At 68.1% G+C, this 18,996-nt stretch carries 16 protein-coding genes; 5 read left to right on the top strand and 11 right to left on the bottom strand.

What is annotated here, in order from left to right:
* Positions 1-150: 150 nt before the first annotated feature.
* Positions 151-885, top strand: coding sequence for a hypothetical protein (locus HFGMBDPB_RS03960; protein ID WP_212644963.1), 735 nt, complete (start codon positions 151-153; stop codon positions 883-885).
* Positions 886-970: 85 nt separating this feature from the next.
* Here the strand turns inward: HFGMBDPB_RS03960 and HFGMBDPB_RS03955 are convergent, their stop codons facing one another.
* From HFGMBDPB_RS03955 to HFGMBDPB_RS03935, 5 genes are all read right to left on the bottom strand, one after another.
* Entirely contained in the window at positions 971-2,530 is a 1,560-nt protein-coding gene (locus tag HFGMBDPB_RS03955) for a methyl-accepting chemotaxis protein (RefSeq protein ID WP_046239606.1), read from the bottom strand.
* A 191-nt stretch (positions 2,531-2,721) separates the two neighbouring features.
* Positions 2,722-4,035, bottom strand: coding sequence for a Y-family DNA polymerase (locus tag HFGMBDPB_RS03950; RefSeq protein WP_016447830.1), 1,314 nt, complete (start codon positions 4,033-4,035; stop codon positions 2,722-2,724).
* A gap of 42 nt (positions 4,036-4,077) precedes the next feature.
* Positions 4,078-5,016, bottom strand: a complete 939-nt coding sequence (locus HFGMBDPB_RS03945; protein WP_017404187.1) for a DMT family transporter — start codon at positions 5,014-5,016, stop codon at positions 4,078-4,080.
* A 232-nt stretch (positions 5,017-5,248) separates the two neighbouring features.
* Entirely contained in the window at positions 5,249-6,076 is an 828-nt protein-coding gene (locus HFGMBDPB_RS03940) for an anti-sigma factor (protein ID WP_016451141.1), read from the bottom strand.
* Between the two features lie 37 nt (positions 6,077-6,113).
* Entirely contained in the window at positions 6,114-6,698 is a 585-nt protein-coding gene (locus tag HFGMBDPB_RS03935) for an RNA polymerase sigma factor (RefSeq protein ID WP_016447833.1), read from the bottom strand.
* Positions 6,699-7,002: 304 nt separating this feature from the next.
* On the opposite strand from HFGMBDPB_RS03935, the gene HFGMBDPB_RS03930 reads away from it, so the two are divergent.
* The gene (locus tag HFGMBDPB_RS03930; RefSeq protein WP_016447834.1) at positions 7,003-7,551 is read left to right on the top strand and encodes a DUF3455 domain-containing protein; all 549 of its coding nucleotides are present in this window, start codon (positions 7,003-7,005) and stop codon (positions 7,549-7,551) included.
* A 19-nt stretch (positions 7,552-7,570) separates the two neighbouring features.
* Here the strand turns inward: HFGMBDPB_RS03930 and HFGMBDPB_RS03925 are convergent, their stop codons facing one another.
* Positions 7,571-8,428: an AraC family transcriptional regulator gene (locus HFGMBDPB_RS03925; protein WP_016451140.1), complete on the bottom strand. Its 858-nt coding sequence runs from the start codon at positions 8,426-8,428 to the stop codon at positions 7,571-7,573.
* 296 nt (positions 8,429-8,724) lie between these two features.
* On the opposite strand from HFGMBDPB_RS03925, the gene HFGMBDPB_RS03920 reads away from it, so the two are divergent.
* Positions 8,725-10,425, top strand: a complete 1,701-nt coding sequence (locus HFGMBDPB_RS03920; RefSeq protein ID WP_061287403.1) for a 2-isopropylmalate synthase — start codon at positions 8,725-8,727, stop codon at positions 10,423-10,425.
* Between the two features lie 64 nt (positions 10,426-10,489).
* Here HFGMBDPB_RS03920 and HFGMBDPB_RS03915 read toward each other — a convergent pair whose 3' ends face one another.
* Positions 10,490-11,665, bottom strand: coding sequence for an alpha-hydroxy acid oxidase (locus tag HFGMBDPB_RS03915; protein ID WP_016447837.1), 1,176 nt, complete (start codon positions 11,663-11,665; stop codon positions 10,490-10,492).
* 219 nt (positions 11,666-11,884) lie between these two features.
* Here HFGMBDPB_RS03915 and HFGMBDPB_RS03910 point away from each other — a divergent pair, with 219 nt between their 5' ends.
* Positions 11,885-13,543: an L-lactate permease gene (locus HFGMBDPB_RS03910; RefSeq protein ID WP_016447838.1), complete on the top strand. Its 1,659-nt coding sequence runs from the start codon at positions 11,885-11,887 to the stop codon at positions 13,541-13,543.
* Positions 13,544-13,698: 155 nt separating this feature from the next.
* Positions 13,699-14,664, top strand: coding sequence for a bifunctional helix-turn-helix transcriptional regulator/GNAT family N-acetyltransferase (locus HFGMBDPB_RS03905; protein WP_016447839.1), 966 nt, complete (start codon positions 13,699-13,701; stop codon positions 14,662-14,664).
* Between the two features lie 60 nt (positions 14,665-14,724).
* Here HFGMBDPB_RS03905 and pbpC read toward each other — a convergent pair whose 3' ends face one another.
* From pbpC to HFGMBDPB_RS03885, 4 genes are all read right to left on the bottom strand, one after another.
* On the bottom strand, positions 14,725-17,049 hold the full coding sequence (gene pbpC / locus HFGMBDPB_RS03900) for a penicillin-binding protein 1C (RefSeq protein WP_212644962.1): 2,325 nt from the start codon (positions 17,047-17,049) through the stop codon (positions 14,725-14,727).
* Positions 17,050-17,082: 33 nt separating this feature from the next.
* A complete protein-coding gene (locus HFGMBDPB_RS03895; protein WP_012207099.1) occupies positions 17,083-17,643 on the bottom strand; it encodes an HdeD family acid-resistance protein in 561 nt (186 codons plus the stop codon).
* A gap of 94 nt (positions 17,644-17,737) precedes the next feature.
* Positions 17,738-18,607: an endonuclease/exonuclease/phosphatase family protein gene (locus tag HFGMBDPB_RS03890; protein WP_212644961.1), complete on the bottom strand. Its 870-nt coding sequence runs from the start codon at positions 18,605-18,607 to the stop codon at positions 17,738-17,740.
* Positions 18,604-18,993: a VOC family protein gene (locus HFGMBDPB_RS03885; RefSeq protein WP_016447842.1), complete on the bottom strand. Its 390-nt coding sequence runs from the start codon at positions 18,991-18,993 to the stop codon at positions 18,604-18,606. The genes HFGMBDPB_RS03890 and HFGMBDPB_RS03885 overlap by 4 nt, the downstream gene beginning before the upstream one ends.
* Positions 18,994-18,996 lie beyond the last annotated feature (3 nt).

Raw genomic sequence — 18,996 nt, 5'->3', positions numbered from 1 at the left:
GGCTCAGAAAAATCCACCGAGATAATAAATTCACCGATCAGCCTCTATATTCTCCCGTCATTTGCAGAAACCACCCAATACCGTCCATTACTAATTCACATGGGCCACAAAGGTGATTCGACAATTCTGCAATTGAAGAAAGACTTGTCAATGGTATCGCGCACCAGACCATTGAGCGAAATGACACTTGTCCTCAGCATCGCCGCAAGTGCCAAGGGCTATTTCATAGGAGGAATAACAGAAAAAGATATGCCATCCCTACAGTATCTCAGCCATGACCTACAGAAAAGCAAGCCACTAAAAATACAAGGTAATCGCCAAGGGGAGATAACGGCGCTGTTCGAAAGCCAGGGGCGCATCATCGGAATTCTCAACTATTACGTAGAAAAAATCTCTCAGCAATCTATCGGATCGGCACTGAGAGTCTATGGTGCCACAGGAAATCTGTTGATTGAAATCCCTTTGAATTCAACTGCAACCACAGGCATTGCACTCAAAGATGGAGGCCTGGCCATCAGCTACTGGATCGGCGAGCAGCTCTATGTAGAAAAACGTTCGGAGAATTTTGGATTTCTATGGAGAACCAAGCTTCATCAACGCCAGAACATCGCTTCCATTTTTGGGAAGATGGTAGAGGTGGGCAAAGACATTGCCTGGGTTGGCGTAAATGATAGGAAGCTCCTAGTGCACCGCATCAGTCAGCAAGACCAATCAGTCCATACAAGCATAGATACAGAATCAGGTGTAGTGGCATCCGGCAATGATTTCAACTACGTGCATGCTTATGGCAACGAGCTGCATATCGTCAGCGCGGACTCTCGCCTCAAAACCGACTCAGGCGCGAACCGCACCGAATTCTGTTTTATCGAAAGCCGGGATTTCTGAACTGTCCCGGCATTTCAAGGCAGTCACAGCCCATGGCCTGACTGTGGCCTGCCCCAAGCAGACCCCCTCCAACCGGCCCTTCCCCTCACCTCAACGTAAACACCTCCAGCGACCGCTCCAGCGACTGAGCGCTGGCGCGCAGCGAGCCCGCCGCGCCGGCCGATTGCTCTACCAGGGCGGCGTTTTGCTGGGTGACGGAGTCGAGCTGGGCCACGGCGTCGTTGACCTGGGCGATGCCTACGGATTGTTCGCGCGTGGCGATGCTGATCTGGTGGACCAAGTCGCTGACGCGGCCCACGGCGTCGACCATGCCGTCGATGGTGCGGCCTGCGGCGTCCATGCGGGCGTTGCCATCGTTGATGCCGTCCACGGTGCGGTTGATGAGGCCGCTGATTTCCTTGGCGGCCGAGGCGCTGCGCTGGGCGAGGGCCCGCACTTCGCCGGCCACGACGGCAAAGCCGCGGCCCTGCTCGCCTGCGCGTGCCGCTTCGACGGCGGCATTCAGGGCCAGCAGGTTGGTCTGGAAGGCAATGCTCTCGATCACGCCGATGATCTCGCCCATGCGGCGCGAGGAGCCGCGGATGTGCTCCATGGCAGCGCCCACTTCCTGGATGGCGGCGCCGCTCTTGCCGGCGACCTGGCGGCTCTGGTCGCTTTCATGGGCCATGAGCTGGGCCGTGTCGGCGGTCTGTGCGACGGTGCCCGATATCTCTTCCATCGAGGCCGCCGTCTGCTGCAGGCTGGTGGCCTGGGATTCTGTGCGCTGCGCGAGGTCGAAGCTGCCCTGGGCGATCTCGTGGGCCGTCGTGGCAAAGCCGCGCATTTCGGTGCGCACGTCGCCGACCACGGCGCGCAGGTTGATCTGGATCTGCTGCAGCCGCTGCATCAGGGCGCCCATGGGGCCGCTGTAGTCGTGCTGCATGTCAGTGCCCAGCTGGCAGCTGGCAATGTCGGCGGCAAAGCCGCTGGCCTGCTCCAGGCCCGCCACGCAGCGCTGCTGGAAGCGCCACAGCACAAAGCTGCCACCCGCCAACAAGGCGGCCAGGCGCGTGCCCCAGGCTGCGGCGCCCTGCCAGCCCAGCAGGTCGGGCAGCATGGCCGCCAGGCCCACGCCGCCCAGCATCAGTGCCATGCGGGCTGTCAGGCCCAGGTCGCTGCGGCGGTCCCACAGCCCGGCCAGGCCCAGGCGGCGCAGTTCGCCGCCGCGCAGTCGCAGGGTTTCCTGGCCGGCATCGGCTTCGGCGCGCATGCGGGCATAGAGGGCTTCGGCGGCCTCGATCTCGTCCGGCCGGGGCTTGGTTCGCACCGACAGGTAGCCGCGCGGCCGGCCGCCTTCCATGATGGGCGTGACGTTGGCGCGCACCCAGTAGTGGTCGCCGTTCTTGCGCCGGTTCTTGACCAGGGCAGTCCACGGGTAGCCGTGGGCGATGGTGCGCCACATGTCCTTGAAGGCGGCGGCCGGCATGTCCGGGTGGCGGATGAGGTTGTGCGGCTGGTCGATCAGTTCCTCGTAGGTATAGCCGCTGACCCGCACGAAGGCAGGGTTGCAATGGGTGATCTCGCCCTTGGTGTTGGTGACGGATACCAGCAGCTCATCGCCCGGAAAGTCGTAGTTGAGCTGGCTGACGGGCAAATTCACGCGCATGGGTACCACTCCTTTGGGATGTCTCTTGTTCTTGTGAAATGGCAAGGCGAAGCGCTCTGAAGCCACCGGAATCCATCAAACGGAAACACAAATTCACATTTCCAAATCATCTCACAGCACGGCAACCTCAGTCCCATGCTCGGAACTGGTGCATGGTTTTACAGCGTGTGCGCCAGATTTGTGGTGATGATTCAGAACAGTTGAGGTGTAAAGGGATCGCTGTCCGGCGCGGGCTGGGCCGGTCCCCTGAGCAGTTGCTCGCGCGCCAGCGGGTCGTGGGCGGTGGCGTTCCAGTCGGCCGTGCGAACGAGGTTGCCCACGCGCACGCCCAGCAGGCGCAGCCGCTTGGCCAGGGGCACGCGCTTGAGGCATTGGCCTGCGGCGCGGCGCAGGGTGGCGGCATCGGCCATGGGCAGCTCCAGCGTGTGGTCGCGCGTGGCGGTCTTGAAGTCGTCGTAGCGCAGCTTGATGCCCACGGTGCGGCCCATGTAGCCCTTGCGCTGCAGGTCCTGGGCCAGGCGTTCGCACAGGTCGGTGAAGATGGCGCTCAGTTCGGCCCGGTCGCGCACGGCGTGCAGGTCGCGCTCGAAGGTGGTCTCGCGGCTCATGGAGACGGGCTCGCTGTGCGTGACCACGGGCCGGTCGTCACGGCCCCAGGAGGCACCATGCAGCCAGTTGCCGTAGGCGCGGCCAAACCATTGCACGAGCTGGGGCAGGCTTTGCGCGGCCAGCTCGCCGATGGTCCGTATGCCCAGCGCCTGCAGCTTGGCGTCGGCCTTGGGGCCTATGCCATTGATCTTGCGGCAGGCCAGCGGCCAGATGACGGTCTGCAGGTCCTCGGGCTGGACGATGGAGATGCCGTTGGGCTTGTTGAATTCGCTGGCCATCTTGGCCAGCAGCTTGTTGGGGGCCACGCCGATGGAGCAGGTCAGGCCCGTGGCGTCGGTGATGGTTTTCTGGATCAGCCGAGCCAGCACGCGCCCGCCTTCGCGCTGGCCGCCAGGCACGTCGGTGAAGTCGATGTAGACCTCGTCCACGCCGCGGTCCTCCATCAGCGGGGCGATGGAGACGATGATCTCCTTGAACATGCGCGAGAAGCGCCGCACCTCGGCAAAGTCCACGGGCAGCATGATGGCCTGGGGGCACAGGCGCGCGGCCTTCATCATGCCCATGGCCGACCCCACGCCGAACTGGCGCGCCGGGTAGGTGGCCGTGGTGATCACGCCCCGGCCGACGTAGTCCTTGAGGCGCGAGAACTCGTCCACCGGAATCTCGTGCAGCCGCCCGGCGTAGCGCGCATCCAGCGCCTCGTCATGCGCGCGGCGCCCGCCGCCGATGACCACGGGCAGTCCCTTGAGCTGCGGATAGCGCAGCAGCTCCACCGAGGCATAGAAGGCGTCCATGTCCAGGTGGGCGATGCGGCGCGCAGGCGCAGCATCGGCAGGGCTTGCGGGTGTCGTGGGTGTCGTTTCAGGCACGCCGCCATTATTGCGGCAACTGTGCATTCATACAGCCTGCAGGGCTTGTTCCCACAGGCCCTGGACCATTCATCCCTGCAGGCAGATGAGGACCAGTCCCAGCACCATCAGAGCCATGCCGATCTTCTCCTGGCGGCTCAGGCTTTCGCTGAGCACGCGGCGCGAGACGATGTAGCTGAACACCACCTCGACCATGCCCAGCGTGCGCACGGGCGCGGCGCCTTGCAGGGCGTAGGCGGTGAACCAGGCCAGCGAGGCGGCCGCGCCCATGCCGCCGGCCAGCAGCGACACGCGCCAGGCGCGGAAGATGGGGCGCAGGCCCTGCGCGTGGGTGCGCGCAATCCAAGCGCCCAGGCCCAGGGTCTGCATGAGCTGGGCAATCAGCACGCCCCAGGCGCCCGACAGCCAGGGAGATATCTCGCCCAGGCGCGCCAGTTCCACGGCGCCGCCCCGGTAGCCCACGGTGGCGATGGCAAAGCAGGCACCGCAGGCCAGGCCGTAGAGCGCCGAGCGGCTGGCCCAGGCCGACAGCGACAGCATCTGGCCGCGCGGCGGCAGCGACAGGATGAGCACGCCCAAGGTGGCCAGCGCCATGGCCAGCAGGGCCACGGCCGTGGGCAGCTCGTGCAGGAAGAGGCCTGCGAACAGGGCGACCTGCAGCACCTCGGTCTTGGACAGGGTGACGGCCACGGCGAAGTTGCGCTCCTTCATGGCCAGCAGCAAGGCCGCCGTGGCCGCTACCTGGAAGAAGGCGCCCAGCGCGATCCAGCCCAGGTAGGCCCAGGAGAACCGGGGCAGCGCCCAGGCCCCGTCCCCTCCCAGGTACAGCGCCAGCAGGTAGATGCCGGCAAACGGCAGGCCGTAGAGAAAGCGCACCAGGGTGGCCGGCAGGGTGCCGAGTTCGGAGGTCAGCGAGCGCTGGGCCGTATTGCGCACAGTCTGGGCGGCTGCGGCGAACAGCACCACGGGCACCCACAGCCAGGTCAGGTCTTGGAGGGAAGAAAGCATGTCGGCAAAAAAGGGAAGGCACCGCCGGCATGGCGCGGGCGACTGAGTGCCGGCCAGCATAGCCGCCGGTCGGGCACCAGGCGCACGCACTTGGAGAAGGCTGCCGCGCCCGGCAGCGAAACAGAGGCCGGCCAGCCAACGCTGCACGCGCGCCCTGCTCTGGCCAGGGCAAGCAGGCTGCGTTGTGCAGCAGCACGGCCGTCGCCAATGGCGAGCGGGCCTGCGCGGCGCGCTACAGGTCGCGCCGGATCAGCGCGCCCTTGAACAGCACCGGTCCCGTGGGCCCGGTCTGGCTGGGCACGCCGCCCTTGGGCTCCAGGCTGATGGCCAAGGCAGGCACGCCCTGGACTTCGGCGGCCGCTGCCGTCAGCTTCACGAGCTTGTCGCGTCCCAGCACGCCCAGCGATTGCGGGCCGCCCTGGGGCGGCAGGGCCCACAGCTGCAGCGATTTGTCTGCGGCCTCGTGGAAGTCGCCCACGCGCTGCAGCACCAGGCTGTTCTTGCCGGGGTCGAAGGTCACGAGCATGGAGGCATCGGCCTTGTCGTCGGCCAGCACGGCCACGTACTGGATCTGGGGCGTTGCCTGCAGCGCGACCTGGGCGGCCTGCAGCTGGTTGCGCAGCACGGCCAGCTGGCGCTCACCGCTTTGGCGCAGGTCCTGGTGCGACCACAGCCCCACGGCCACGGCCGCCACGGTGGCGCAGGCGCCCAGCAGGGCCGCGCCGCGCCACCAGGCCAGGGCACGGCCCACGCCGGATTTCGCGCGTTCGTCCAGGCCTTGCCCATCAACGGCGCGCCGCCGGTGCGGCTGGGCGGCGCGGGCTTTTTCGGCCTGCAGCAGGTTGTCGATGCGGACCCAGACCGCATCGTCGGGGCGCACGGGAGCCTGCATTTCGGACAGGGCCGACCAGCGGCCCTGCCACAGCAGGGCGGCGGCGCGCACCGGGGCCTGGTCACGGGCCAGTTGCTCGAAGCGGCGGCGTGCCGCACCGCGCAGCGTGCCCAGGGCGTATGCGGCGGCCAGCCGGTCCAGCAGTTCGGGGTGTCGGGAAATATTCATGGCAAATCCTTGGGCCGCTCAGAGCATGTCATCTGCATCACGCATGGCGCGAGAGGCAGCGGCGCAACTGCTCCAGGCCGCGCCGGATCCAGGTTTTGACCGTGCCCAGCGGCAACTGCAGCTGGCCGGCCAGTTCGCCGTGGCTGAGGTCACGCAGGTAGGCCAGGCTGACCACCTCGCGCTGGCGGCCTTCCAGCCGCTCCAGGCACTGGTACAGCGCCACCGCCTGCTCGCTGGCCTCGGCCAGTTGCAGCGGGCCCTGGCTTTCATCGCTACCGCCGCCATGGGCCGCCAGTTGCGCCTCATCGAACTCCTCGTTCAGGTGCAGGCGTTCGGCGCGGCGCCGGCGCAGGAAGTCCAGCGCCCTGCTGCGCACCACCAGGCCCATCCAGGCCAGCGGCGGGCTCAGCGAGCCCCGGTAGCCCGAGGCGCTGCGCCAGATGTGCAGGTAGCTGTCCTGCAGCACGTCTTCGGCCCAGTCCTTGTGCCGCAGGATGCGCAGCGCAAGCCCGTACAGCCGGGACGAGGTGGCCTCGTACAGGCTGCGGAGCGCGGGCTCGTCCTGCGCTGCGATGCGGTCCAGAAGGTCCATCAGCTCTTGGTCGGTTGGTGTGGTGCCCATGCACGCATTGTGGGCGAGCGGGCGGCCCCGTGGCCCGCACTGTTGCGTCGCCGCCCCGGGGGGCTTGTCGTGTCCTTCAATCGGCTGCAGGGGTCATATCGGTGGCCTGCAGGGGGTCTGGTACCGGTCTGCCGGCCTGCGCCGGCTCTCACTGGGCAATACGCAGCACATTGCGAACCGGATGCGGATAAATTTTTTTTGCACCCAGGTGAATCCAACCTCACCCATGCTGCGTATTCCGTGTGTCGCGCCCCGGACAGCGGTCCAAGGCGACATCCCTCAACCCCTCGACCTGGAGAACCTCATGAGCTACATCCTCCCCCTCGGCCTGGCCACCATGGCTGCACTGACGCTTGGCGCCTGCTCCTCCATGGACATGAGCAAGAGCTATTCCCAGTCCGGCCTGCCGGCCGCCGTGCAGGTGCCCGCAGGCCACAAGGTCGCCATGGAAACCGTCGGCATCGGCCAGATCACCTACGAGTGCCGCGCCAAGAAGGACCAGGCGATGGAGCAGGAGTGGGCCTTCGTCGGCCCCGATGCCCGCCTGACGGACCGCCAGGGCCGCGTCATCGGCCGCTACTTCGGCCCGCCCGCCACCTGGGCGCACCAGGACGGCTCCAAGGTCACGGCCACCCAGGTCGCGGTGGCTCCGTCCAGCGCAGGCAACATCCCCCTGCAACTGGTCAAGGCCGAACCTGCCACCGGCATGGGCGCCATGCAGGGCGTGACCTATATCCAGCGCGTGGCCACGCGCGGCGGCGTGGCGCCGGCCATGGCCTGCAACAGCTCCACGCTGGGCCAAAAGCAGGTGGTGCAGTACCAGGCCGACTACATCATCTGGAAGGCTTCCTGATCCGCCGCCACCGGTGCCGCTACGGCTGCCCGCCCCCTGCCCCGAAGGCCGAGGGCGGCATGCCGAACTGGCGCCTGAAGGCCAGCGAATAGGCGCTGTGGCTTTCATAGCCGGCCTCCAGCGCCACCTGCACGATGGGCCGGCCGGCCAGCAGGGCCTGCATGGACGACAGCAGCCGCGCGCGCTGCCGCCAGCGGCCGAAACTCAGGCCGGTGGCCTGCAGGAAATGGCGGTGGAAGGTCTTCTCGCCCATGGCCAGCCGTGCGGCCCAGTCGGCGGCCGTGGCGGCCAGGTTTTCAGCCCGTTCACCGCCCTGGCCCACGGCCTGGCCTTCTTCGGCCAGCGCGCGGCAGACAGCCGCCATGCGCGCATCCTGCGGCCAGGGCAGGTGAAATGGCACGACAGGCGGCTGGCGCAATTCCTGCAGCAGCAGTTCGACGACCAGCCGGTTTCTCGTTTCATCCTGTCCGCGCTGCGGCGCCGCCGGCCAGCGCGCGACCTCGCTGATCAGCTCGCGCAACAGCGGCGAGACCTCGATCACGCAGTCCGCCACCGGCAGCCCCTGCGCCGCCTGGGCATCCACGAACAGGCTGCGCACCTGCACGGCACCACGCATGCGCAGGCTGTGCGGCACGCCCGAGCACAGCCAGACGCCGCGCGTGGGTGGCACCACCCAGCGCCCGCTGCGCGCACGCACCTCCAGCACGCCCTGAACGGCATAGAGCAGTTGGCAGCATTCGTGGGAGTGCTCCTGCACTTCCATCCCGGCCGGGTAGTCGCCGGCCACGCCCGTGACGGGCAAGGGCGCGGCAGCCTGCAGCTCAGGCAGGCCGGCATGGCCACAGGGCACGGCGGGAAGGTCGGCGGCAGTGCGCATGTTTGTCCAGATCCATGGAGAAAATGAGAAATTCTATAAAGACAGACAAACGCCCTGCCCGCAAACTGGCAACCGTTCCCTGTGATTCACCGCCATCGCACCATGCACCGCCTGCCCTCGCCCTCCCTACCATCCCTGGCCCATGGCCGGGGTCCGGGCGCCTGCGCAGGCGCCGCATTTCGCACCGACTCTCCCTGATCCCGGCCTGGCGCAGCTTCCCCACACCGGGAAGCCAGGAGAGCGGGGCTGCCGGCCGATCCGGTGGCTGCATACCCAGCGTTTCCTGCGAGGCCCGCATGCTGAAGAATCCCGCGTCCAGATACCTTCCCTTCCCCGCCGTCGACCTGCCCGACCGCCAATGGCCTTCGCGCCAGCTGAGCCAGGCGCCCGTGTGGCTGTCCACCGACCTGCGCGACGGCAACCAGGCCCTGTTCGAGCCCATGAACCGCGAGCGCAAGCTGCGCCTGTTCCACGAGCTGGTGCGCATAGGCTTCAAGGAGATCGAGGTGGGCTTTCCCTCTGCCTCGCAGACCGACTACGCCATCGTGCGCCACCTGATCGACGAAGGGCTGATCCCCGCCGACGTGACGCCCATGGTCATCACCCAGCTGCGCGAGGACCTGATCCGCGCCACGGTGGTCAGCGTGGCCGGCGCGCGGCGCGCCATCGTGCACTTCTACAACGCCGTGGCACCGGCCTGGCGCGAGATCGTCTTCGGCATGCAGGTGCCCGAGATCATCGCCATGGTGGAGCGGCACATCGCCCTGCTGCGCGAACTCACCGATGCCCACCCCGAGACCGAATGGGTTCTGCAGTACTCGCCCGAGACGTTCTGCATGGCCGAGCTGGAGGTATCGCTGGCCGTGTGCAACGCGGCCATCCGCGCCTGGGATGCAGGCCCCGCGCGGCCCATGATCATCAACCTGCCGACCACGGTGGAGGTGAGCACGGCCAATGTCTTCGCCGACCAGATCGAGTGGATGCACCGCCGCCTGGAGCGGCGCGAGCACATCGTGCTGTCCGTGCACCCGCACAACGACCGGGGCACGGGCGTGGCCTGCGCCGAGCAGGCGCTGCTGGCCGGCGCCCAGCGCGTGGAAGGCTGCCTGTTCGGCAATGGCGAGCGCAGCGGCAACCTCGATGTGGTGACGCTGGCGCTCAACCTGTACACGCAGGGCATCGCGCCGGGACTGGACTTCTCGGACATCGCCGCCGTGGCGCGCATTGCGGAGGAATGCACGGCCCTGCCCATCCACCCGCGCCACCCCTATGTGGGCGACCTGGTGTTCACGGCGTTCTCGGGCTCGCACCAGGACGCCATCGCCAAGGGCTTTGCGGCGCAACGGCCCGATGCGCCCTGGCGCGTCCCCTACCTGCCCATCGACCCGCAGGACCTGGGCCGCACCTACGACAGCATCGTGCGCGTCAACAGCCAGTCGGGCAAGGGCGGCATCGCCTTCCTGCTGCAGCGCGACCATGGCGTGACCATGCCCCGGCGCATGCAGGTGGAATTCAGCGCCGTGGTGCAGCGCCAGGCCGACGCCAGCGAGGCCGAGCTGGCCAGTGAAGACCTGTGGGAGCTGTTCGAGTCCACCTACCTCGCACCCCGGCAGCTTCCCTGGCGCTACCACAGCCACCATCTGTTCGACAGCGCCAAGGGCCAGGGCATTGCGTTGGAAGTGGTGCGGACGGACGGGCTTCGAATGCAGCTGCATGGCGAGGGCAGCGGTCCCATCGACGCCGTGGCCGCTGCCATCGGCCAGCACCTGGGCGTGGCGCTGCGCATAGACCACTACGAGGAGCGCAGCCTGGGCCAGGGCGCCGGCGCCACGGCGCTGGCCATCGTCGAGGCCGCCCTGCCCGGCGTGGCGGGCACGCGCTTCGGTGCGGGGCGCCATGCCAACATCGTGACCGCCTCCATCCTGGCCGTGCTGCATGCGGCGGGCCGGCTGGTGGCGGCGCAGCCGGAAAACCGGCGCGTACCTGCCCAAGCCTGAGGCGCAGCCTGAAAGGAGAAAAGGACCGCCGAGGCGGTCCTTTTCTCGTGCAGCTTTTGCCGGTTCAGCGCACGGCGCCCGGATAGGTTCCGGGCAGCAGGATGCTGCGGTCCACGGTATCGATCTGCGTGTGGCCGCAGAAGGCCATGGTGGTCTCCAGCTCCTTCTGGATGATCTGCAGGGCGCGCGTCACGCCATGCTCGCCGTAGGCACCCAGGCCGTAGAGGAAGCTGCGGCCGATCATGGTGCCCTGGGCGCCCAGGGCACGCGCCTTGAGCACGTCCTGCCCGCTGCGGATGCCGCCGTCCATCCAGACCTCGATGTCCTTGCCCGCCGCCTCGGCAATGCCCGGCAGCGCCTCGATGGACGAGGGTGCGCCATCGAGCTGGCGCCCGCCGTGGTTGCTGACGACGAGCGCGTCGGCGCCGCTGTCGGCCGCCAGGCGCGCGTCCTCGGCGTCCATGATGCCCTTGAGGATGAGCTTGCCGCCCCAGAGCTTCTTGATGCGCTCCACGTCGCCCCAGTTCAGGCTGGGATCGAACTGGCTGGCGGTCCACGACGACAGCGAACTCATGTCGGCCACGCCATCCACATGTCCGACGATGTTGCCGAAGGTGCGGCGCTTGGTGCCCAGCATGCCCAGGCACCAGTGCGGCTTGGTCGCCAGGTTGGCCAGGTTGCGCAGCGTGGGCTTCGGTGGCGTGGACAGGCCGTTCTTGATGTCCTTGTGGCGCTGGCCCAGGATCTGCAGGTCCAGCGTCAGCACCAGGGCCGAGCAGTTGGCCGCGCGGGCACGCTCGATCAGGCGCTCCATGAACCGGCGGTCGCGCATCACATAGAGCTGGAACCAGAACGGATGGCGGCCCGTGTGCTCGGCAATGTCCTCGATGGAGCAGATGCTCATGGTGGACAGCGTGAACGGAATGCCGAAGGCCTTGGCCGCGCGCGCGCCCAGGATCTCGCCGTCGGCATGCTGCATGCCGGTCAGGCCCGTGGGCGCGATGGCCACGGGCATGGCGACCTGCTCGCCGATCATGGTGGTGCGCGTGCTGCGCCCCTCCATGTTCACGGCCACGCGCTGGCGCAGCTTGATCCGGTGGAAGTCGTCCTCGTTGGCGCGGTAGGTGCCCTGGGTGTAGGAACCCGAATCGGCGTAGTCATAGAACATGCGCGGCACGCGGCGCTGGGCCACGACGCGCAGATCTTCGATGCAGGTGATTTTGGAAAGGTCGGTGGACACGTTTTCTGGCTTTCTGGAACCCGCATGCCGCGGGACTGCCGAGCATGGTAGTGCCGTGCGCGGGCTCCGGCCACCCGTTCGGGTTTGAAGTGATTTGTGCGCCGATTGAAATTTTCTCTCTCGCAGCCCAACCCAGGGCTAACGCTAGTGCGCCAAACCGCCATGGGAGTAACGATCCGCCCCGCACAACATCCTAAAAACTCTTCAGGAGAAGCTCCTATGGTTTGGCAACAGGTCTACGACCCTCTTTCCAACATGTGGCTGTCCACACTGCTTGCGGCCATTCCGGTCGTGGTCATGCTGGTGGGACTGGGCTTTTTGCACATGAAGGCCCATCTGGCGGCCGGCGCCGGGCTGGTTGCCGCGCTGGTGATCGCGGTCTTCGTCTACAACATGCCGGCCGGCATGGCCGGGCGCGCGGCGCTGTTCGGCGGCTTCACGGGGCTGCTGCCCATCGGCTGGATCGTTCTGAACATCATCTTCCTGCACCAGCTGACCGAGAAGAACGGCAGCTTCAAGATCCTGCAGGACTCCATTGCCGGCATCACCGAGGACAGGCGCATCCAGCTGCTGCTGATCGCCTTCGCCTTCGGCGCCTTCTTCGAGGGCGCGGCCGGCTTCGGCACGCCCGTGGCCGTGACGGCGGCCATCCTCATCGGCCTGGGCTTTTCGCCGCTGGCCGCCTCGGGCCTGTCGCTGATCGCCAATACCGCGCCCGTGGCCTTCGGCGCGCTGGGCACGCCGGTGATCACGCTGGCCAAGGTCCATGGCTACGACCTGATGGAGGTCACGGCCATGGTCGGCCGCCAGCTGCCGTTCTTCTCGGTGCTGGTGCCGTTCTGGCTGATCTGGGCCTTTGCCGGGCGCAAGGCCATGATGGAGATCTGGCCCATCATTTTGGTGACCGGCGTGTCCTTCGCCATTCCGCAGTACCTGGTGTCCAACTTCATCGGACCCGAGCTGGTGGACATCATCGCGGCCATCGTCTCCATGGTCTGCACGGTCGGCTTCCTGCGCATATGGCAGCCCAGGACCATCTGGCGCTCGACCTCGCTCAAGGGCCATGAGAGCAGCGGCGGCGAGGCCCAGGCGCCCCGCGCCGTGACCCAGCACCCGCGCGCCGACGTGATCCGCGCCTGGACGCCCTGGGCCATCCTCACGGTCTTCGTCTTCATCTGGGGCCTGCCCTCGGTCAAGGCAGCGCTCAATGGCCTGTTCGCACCGGCCTTTCCCATGGAAGGCCTGCACAACATGGTCGAGAAGGTGCCGCCCGTGGTGCGCCAGCCCACCAAGGAAGGCGCCATCTACACGCTGAACCTGCTGTCGGCCACGGGCACGGGCATCCTGCTGTCGGCCATCGTGGGCGGCCTGGTCATGAAGTACAACCCCGTGCAACTGGTCAGCCAGTTCGTGCGCACCCTCTGGCTGGTGCGTTATTCGCTCATCACCATCGTGCTGATGCTGGCGCTGGGCACGCTGACGCGCTACTCGGGCACCGACACCACGCTGGGCCTGGCCTTCGCCAACACGGGCGTGTTCTACCCCTTCTTCGGCACGCTGATGGGCTGGCTGGGCGTGGCGCTCACGGGTTCGGACACGGCATCGAACGTGCTGTTCGGCGGCATGCAGAAGGTGGCGGCCGAGCAGCTCGGCCTGTCGCCCAACCTCATGGGCGCGGCCAACAGCTCGGGCGGCGTGATGGGCAAGATGATCGATGCGCAGTCCATCGTCGTCGCCTCCACGGCCACGCGCTGGTTCAACCACGAGGGCGACATCCTGCGCTACGTGTTCTTCCACTCCGTCGCCCTGGCCTGCCTGATGGGCATCTTCGTGACGCTGCAGGCCTATGTCTGGCCGTTCCGCCTGATGGTCAATTGAGCCTTGCGCATCTGCGCCAGGCCTCAGCCGCCCGCATGCGCCGGGCGGCTTTTTTGCGCCTGGGGTATGCATCGCTGCATCAACAGATGCGCAGCGGCATTTATGGTTGTACCATGCAACCATATTCAAACCCTGCACGGCCCCAAGGAGCACCCATGCCGCAGCACGATCTTTCCCTGGTGGACGACATCCGCGCCGCCTCGCGCCAGATGGTGCGCGAGCTGGGCTTCATGCAGGCCACGCTGGCGGCCACGGACTATCCGCCCTCGGCCGTGCACGCCATCCTGGAGATCGGCGCGCAGGGGTCCATGGCGGCCTCGCAACTGGCCCAGGCGCTGGGGCTGGAGAAATCCAGCGTCAGCCGCATGGTGCGCAAGCTGGTGGAGGCCGGCGAGCTGAAGGAAACCGCCGATGGCGAGGACGGCCGCGTCAAGCGGCTGGCCCTCACCGCCAAGGGCCGGCGCACGCTGGCCGCCATCGAGGCCTTCGGGCGCCAGCAGGTGACGGCCGCGCTGGACCGCATGCAGCCGCCGCAGCAACAGGCGGTCTCGCGCGGGCTGGCCCTCTACGCTCAGGCACTGCAGGCGCATCGGCAGGAGGAGCCCCTGCCCGCACCCGCGCAGATACAGGTCCTGCCCGGATACCGGCCCGGCTGCATCGGCCGCATCGTGGAAATGCATGCGCGCTTCTATGCACGCCACGCAGGTTTCGGCGTCTTCTTCGAAAGCCGCGTGGCCAGCGGCCTGGCCGAGTTCGCTAGCCGGCTGGACAAACCCTGCAACCAGCTGTGGACGGCGCTGGACGGCGACCGCGTCGTGGGCTCCGTGGCCATCGATGGCGAGGACCTGGCCAAGCACCCCGAGGACCGCCAGGCGCACCTGCGCTGGTTCATCCTGGACGACGGCCTGCGCGGCGCCGGCACGGGGCGCCAGCTGCTGCAGCAGGCCCTGGCGTTCTGCGACCAGCAGGCCTTCGAGGCCACCCAGCTGTGGACGTTCAGCGGCCTGGATGCGGCACGCCGGCTCTACGAATCGTCAGGCTTCACCCTGGCCGAGGAATGGCCGGGCCAGCAATGGGGCGAGACCGTGACCGAGCAGCGCTTCGTGCGGGCTCGGCCCTGATGCTGCCCTGATGCTGCCCTGGGGCCGCACTGATGCCTCACTGATGCCGCACTGCGGCCTTCAGCGCCCGCCCGCGCGCGAAGCCACCACGCCGGCGCCGCGCACCTCCACCTGCACGCTGTCCAGCACCTGCCCCTTGGCATCGACCAGTTCCAGCCGGTGGCGGCCGGGCCAGGGCATCCAGGCGGCGGCAGCACCCCGGCCGATCTCCTTGGGCGGCGGCTCGGCCGCGCCGGGCGGGGCGACGCTGACCATGCGCCAGCGCAGGCTGGCGTCCTGCCATTCCTGCGTGGCGGCCGTGCCTGCGGGGCGGGCCGACAGCTGCACGCGCTGGCGGTCTGGCGGAATGTCGGGGTCCAGCGCGAGGATGGTGCCGTTGGCCGGGCGCGCAATGCGCACGGGCGAGGCGGCCGAAGTCCCGCGTGTCGATGCGGATGCGGCAGGCAGGCCGCTGCCCGCCATGGCGAACAGGCTCTGCTGCGTGCCCGCCACGAACCACTCGCTGCGCGCGCTCTCCAGCGGCAGGCCCGACGCATCGGGGCCGAAGCGCACGGCCTGCTGCAGCACGCCCGCCGGCGCCTTGGGCGCGCGGCTGGGCGTGCGGGCATGCAGGAAGCCCATCACGGCGGCCCAGACAGGTGCCGCGCCGCTGGTGCCGCTGACCGAGTGCATGGCCTCGCCGCGCGCATTGCCCACCCACACGCCCACGGTGTAGCGCTGCGACCAGCCCACGGCCCAGTTGTCGCGCATGTCCTTGCTGGTGCCGGTCTTGACGGCCGACCAGAAGCGCGTGGCCAACACGCTGTCCGTGCCGAAGGTGGGCGCGCGCGCCATGGGATCGGACAGGATGTCGCCCACGATGAAGGCCGCGCGTGCGTCGATGGCCTGCACGGGCGCAGCCGGCTTTTGCGCTGCGGTCCCGGCACCCGTGGGCTGCGCCGCCCAGCGCACGGGCGTCAGCTGCCCGCCGTTGGCCAGGGCGCGGTAGGCGTTGGTGAGCTGCAGCAGCGGCACCTCGGCACTGCCCAGCGCCAGGCTGAAGCCGTGGTAGCCGCCGCTTTCGCGCAGCGGCAGGCCCAGGCGCTGCAGTTGCGAGAAGAAGGCATCGGGCGTGACCATGACCAGGGTGCGCACGGCCGGCACGTTGAGCGACGACGCCAGCGCCGTGCGCGCCGAGACCCAGCCCTTGAAGCGCCGGTCGTAGTTCTGAGGGATGTAGAGCCCGTTCTGCGTGGGAATGTGGGCCGATGAATCCTCGATCAGCGAGGCCGCCGTCAGCCGCCGCTCGGCAATGGCCTGGGCGTAGAGAAAGGGCTTGAGCGTGGAGCCGGGCTGGCGCATGGCCGTGACGCCATCCACCTCGGCCGCCTGGCTCAATTCGCCAGACGAGCCCACCCAGGCCAGCACCTCGCCCGTGGCGTTGTCCAGCACGACGATGGCGCCGTCCTCCACGTTGCGGCCCTGCAGCTCACGCAGTTGCTGCTGCAGGCTTTGCACGGCAAAGCGCTGCACGGGCGCGCTCAGCGTGGATCGCACGCGGGCCTGGCCTTTGGACTGCGTCTCGGCCAGCAGGCGGCGCGCCAGGTGCGGGGCCTGGCCTTCGCTGGCCGCCCATTGCCGGCGCAGCAGCACACTGGCGGTGAGCAATTCCATGGCCGTGCAGTCGCGCGCCGCCGCATCCTCGGGCGCCAGCGACTGCAGCACGCCGCAGGCGCGCCGGCCCACGCGCTCGGGCGAGGCGTTGGGGGCACGCACCAGGGCGGCGGCAATGGCGGCCTCGCGCGCGTCCAGCCCGTGCGCGGCCTTGCCGAACAGGGTGCGCGACAGCGCATCGATGCCCACGATCTCGCCACGGAAGGGCACCAGGTTCAGGTAGGCCTCCAGGATCTGGTCCTTGCGCCAGCGCCGGTCCAGCACCTGGGCCGACACGGTCTGGCCCAGTTTCTGCACCACGCTGCGCCCGCCCGGGCCCTGGCGCCAGTCGCCGTCCAGCAGGCCCGCCAACTGCATGGTGATGGTGCTGGCGCCGCGCGTGCGCTGGTTCCAGAGGTTGCCCCAGGCGGCGGCGGACACGGCCGCCCAGTCCACGCCGCTGTGCTCGTAGAAGCGCTTGTCCTCGCTGAGCACCAGGGCCGTGCGCAGCGCGGGAGAGATGTCGGCCAGGGCCACCCAGTCGCCACGGCGCACGCTGGCGTCTGTGCGCTGGCGCTGCAGCACCTCGCCCTCGCGCGAGAGCAGTTCGGTCTCGGAGGAGCGGTGGCCTTCGCGGACTTCGGAAAAGCTGGGCAGCGCCTGGGCGGCACCGGCCGCCGCGAACAGCAGCGCGGCCGCCAGGGCCGCGCGGGGAAGACGCATGAAGGGGGAAGGTCGCCGGGATTCGATCATGGAGCCGGCATTGTCCGCCTTTGAGCCAGCGGCTCAGGAAGAATGGCGTATGCCCTTCTTGAGCTTGAAGGACAGCAGCACCATGAGCACGCCGAAGACCACCGCATACGTGGCCAGCACCCAGAGCATGGCCATCATGCCCGCGCCCGGCTGGGCCAGCACGAAGGCGCCGAACAGCACAGACAGCACGCCGCCCAGGATCAGCAGCCACTCGCCCGTGATCTCCTTGCGCAGCCGCACGGCCGCCACGATCTGCAGCAGGCCCGTGACCAGGGCCCAGGCGCCGATGTACAGCGTCATCACCAGGGCCGTGACGCCGGGCGCGACCACGGTGAGCACGCCCACCACCACGCCGGCCAGACCCCACAGCAGCAGCACCCACCAATGGCGCATCTGGTCGCGCCCCTGGATGGCCGAATACACGCCCAGCAGGCCATCGACGAAGGTGAAGGCGCCGAAGGTCAGCACCAGCGCCGCCAGCGATACCGCCGGCTGCGCCCAGGTCAGCACGCCGAAGGCGATGGCGACCAGGCCGCGCAGCAGCAGCACCCACCAGGTGCGGTGAAGAATCGTGGACAGCGGATTGGGGCTCATGGATGCTCCTTCAAAACAGTCCCCATGACCTTGGAGCAGGCCTGCGGCACTGTCTGTAGGCCAAGGCCGGCTTGGCGGCGGTCCGTGACCTGGATCAATCCAGCTGCAGCAGCACGGGCTGGTGGTCGGAGAGCCTTGTGTCGCTGTCCACGGCCCAGCCGCGCACATGGCCGCGCAGGCTGTCGCTGACCCAGGCGAAGTCGCAGGCGCCGGGCTCGGGGCCCCACTGGCGGTCGAACAACCGGAAGGTGGGCGGCTGGGGCTGGTCCGGGTGCAGCACGCTCCAGCTGTTGTGCCATTGGCCTGCGCTCAGGGCGCCCTGCTCGCCGGCCGCCCAGGGGGCGGACAGGCCGGCGTATTCATCCTCGTGCGGCTCGAAGTTGAAGTCGCCGCAGAGCACGGCATGCGGCGTGTGCGGCTTGGTCTGCTGGGGCGAGCCGTCGCTGGCTGGCTGGGGCGGCGCCTCGGCCTGGCCCAGGGCCTCGATCTGCAGGGAACGCAGCGCCAGCGCCTGGGCCATGCGCTGGCGGCGCGAGAAATATTCGAGGTGGGTGCTCATCACGCGCACGGGGCCCAGTGCGGCATCCATCACGGTCACTGCCGTGCAGCAGCGCGGCATGCTGCGCACGCCGCCATCGTGCGGATACGGCAGGCGGTGATGGGCCACCTGCAGAGCAGGCAGGCGCGTGGCCACCAGGTTGCCGAAGCGCTGCCGGCCCACGGCCGTGAATTCGTCCACGGCCGCGCCGAAGAAGACCTTCCAGCCTTCGGGAAGGGCCGCGCGCACCTGCTCCACCTGGTCGCCGGGCGCGCCCTGCAGGCCCGGATAGTGGACGGCGATTTCCTGCAGGCACAGCACGTCGATATCGGCCATGGACAGTGCATGCGCCACGATGCGCTCCGGGTCCATGCGGCCGTCCAGGCCCAGGCACCATTGGGTGTTCCAGGTGAGGATCTGCATCATGCGGACAGCGGCTCGCGCAGCTGGAACAGGTTGCCTTCGGGGTCCATGGCGTTGCAGACGCGAAAGCCCGGGCCCAGCCAGGACTGCTCCCACAGCTGGCCGCCATGCGCGATGACCAGGGGGCGCACGGCCGCAAAGCTTTTCACGGTGGCAAAGAACTTGATGGCCACGTTCTCGCGCGGCTGGGGTGGCTCGGTGATGGTGATGTGCCGCGCAATCGCCTCGGGAATGGCGTGCAGCACCAGTTGCAGGTCCGGCGACTGCAGCACCATGAGCTCGCTCGTGTGGTGCAGCATGCGCATGGCCAGCACCTCCATGTAGAACAGCGCCAGCCTGTCAGGCTGCTTGGCGTAGATGAACAGGCCGGCGCTAGCGGGTCCGGACATGGT

Origin of the sequence: Delftia sp. PE138 (assembly GCF_018320755.1) — a bacterium.
Classification (GTDB): Bacteria; Pseudomonadota; Gammaproteobacteria; order Burkholderiales; family Burkholderiaceae_C; genus Comamonas; species Comamonas tsuruhatensis.
Note: the sequence above shows the minus strand (reverse complement) of the source record. Positions and strands in the feature narration are given on the sequence as shown.

Bases quoted from the DNA above. Each gene is read 5' to 3' on its own strand.
- HFGMBDPB_RS03890 (WP_212644961.1), bottom strand. From the start codon at position 18,607: ATGATGCAGATCCTCACCTGGAACACCCAATGGTGCCTGGGCCTGGAC.
- HFGMBDPB_RS03945 (WP_017404187.1), bottom strand. From the start codon at position 5,016: ATGCTTTCTTCCCTCCAAGACCTGACCTGGCTGTGGGTGCCCGTGGTG.
- HFGMBDPB_RS03935 (WP_016447833.1), bottom strand. From the start codon at position 6,698: ATGGGCACCACACCAACCGACCAAGAGCTGATGGACCTTCTGGACCGC.
- HFGMBDPB_RS03930 (WP_016447834.1), top strand. From the start codon at position 7,003: ATGAGCTACATCCTCCCCCTCGGCCTGGCCACCATGGCTGCACTGACG.
- HFGMBDPB_RS03895 (WP_012207099.1), bottom strand. From the start codon at position 17,643: ATGAGCCCCAATCCGCTGTCCACGATTCTTCACCGCACCTGGTGGGTG.
- HFGMBDPB_RS03910 (WP_016447838.1), top strand. From the start codon at position 11,885: ATGGTTTGGCAACAGGTCTACGACCCTCTTTCCAACATGTGGCTGTCC.
- HFGMBDPB_RS03905 (WP_016447839.1), top strand. From the start codon at position 13,699: ATGCCGCAGCACGATCTTTCCCTGGTGGACGACATCCGCGCCGCCTCG.
- HFGMBDPB_RS03955 (WP_046239606.1), bottom strand. From the start codon at position 2,530: ATGCGCGTGAATTTGCCCGTCAGCCAGCTCAACTACGACTTTCCGGGC.
- HFGMBDPB_RS03925 (WP_016451140.1), bottom strand. From the start codon at position 8,428: ATGCGCACTGCCGCCGACCTTCCCGCCGTGCCCTGTGGCCATGCCGGC.
- HFGMBDPB_RS03885 (WP_016447842.1), bottom strand. From the start codon at position 18,993: ATGTCCGGACCCGCTAGCGCCGGCCTGTTCATCTACGCCAAGCAGCCT.
- HFGMBDPB_RS03940 (WP_016451141.1), bottom strand. From the start codon at position 6,076: ATGAATATTTCCCGACACCCCGAACTGCTGGACCGGCTGGCCGCCGCA.
- pbpC (WP_212644962.1), bottom strand. From the start codon at position 17,049: ATGATCGAATCCCGGCGACCTTCCCCCTTCATGCGTCTTCCCCGCGCG.
- HFGMBDPB_RS03950 (WP_016447830.1), bottom strand. From the start codon at position 4,035: ATGCACAGTTGCCGCAATAATGGCGGCGTGCCTGAAACGACACCCACG.
- HFGMBDPB_RS03960 (WP_212644963.1), top strand. From the start codon at position 151: ATGGTATCGCGCACCAGACCATTGAGCGAAATGACACTTGTCCTCAGC.
- HFGMBDPB_RS03920 (WP_061287403.1), top strand. From the start codon at position 8,725: ATGCTGAAGAATCCCGCGTCCAGATACCTTCCCTTCCCCGCCGTCGAC.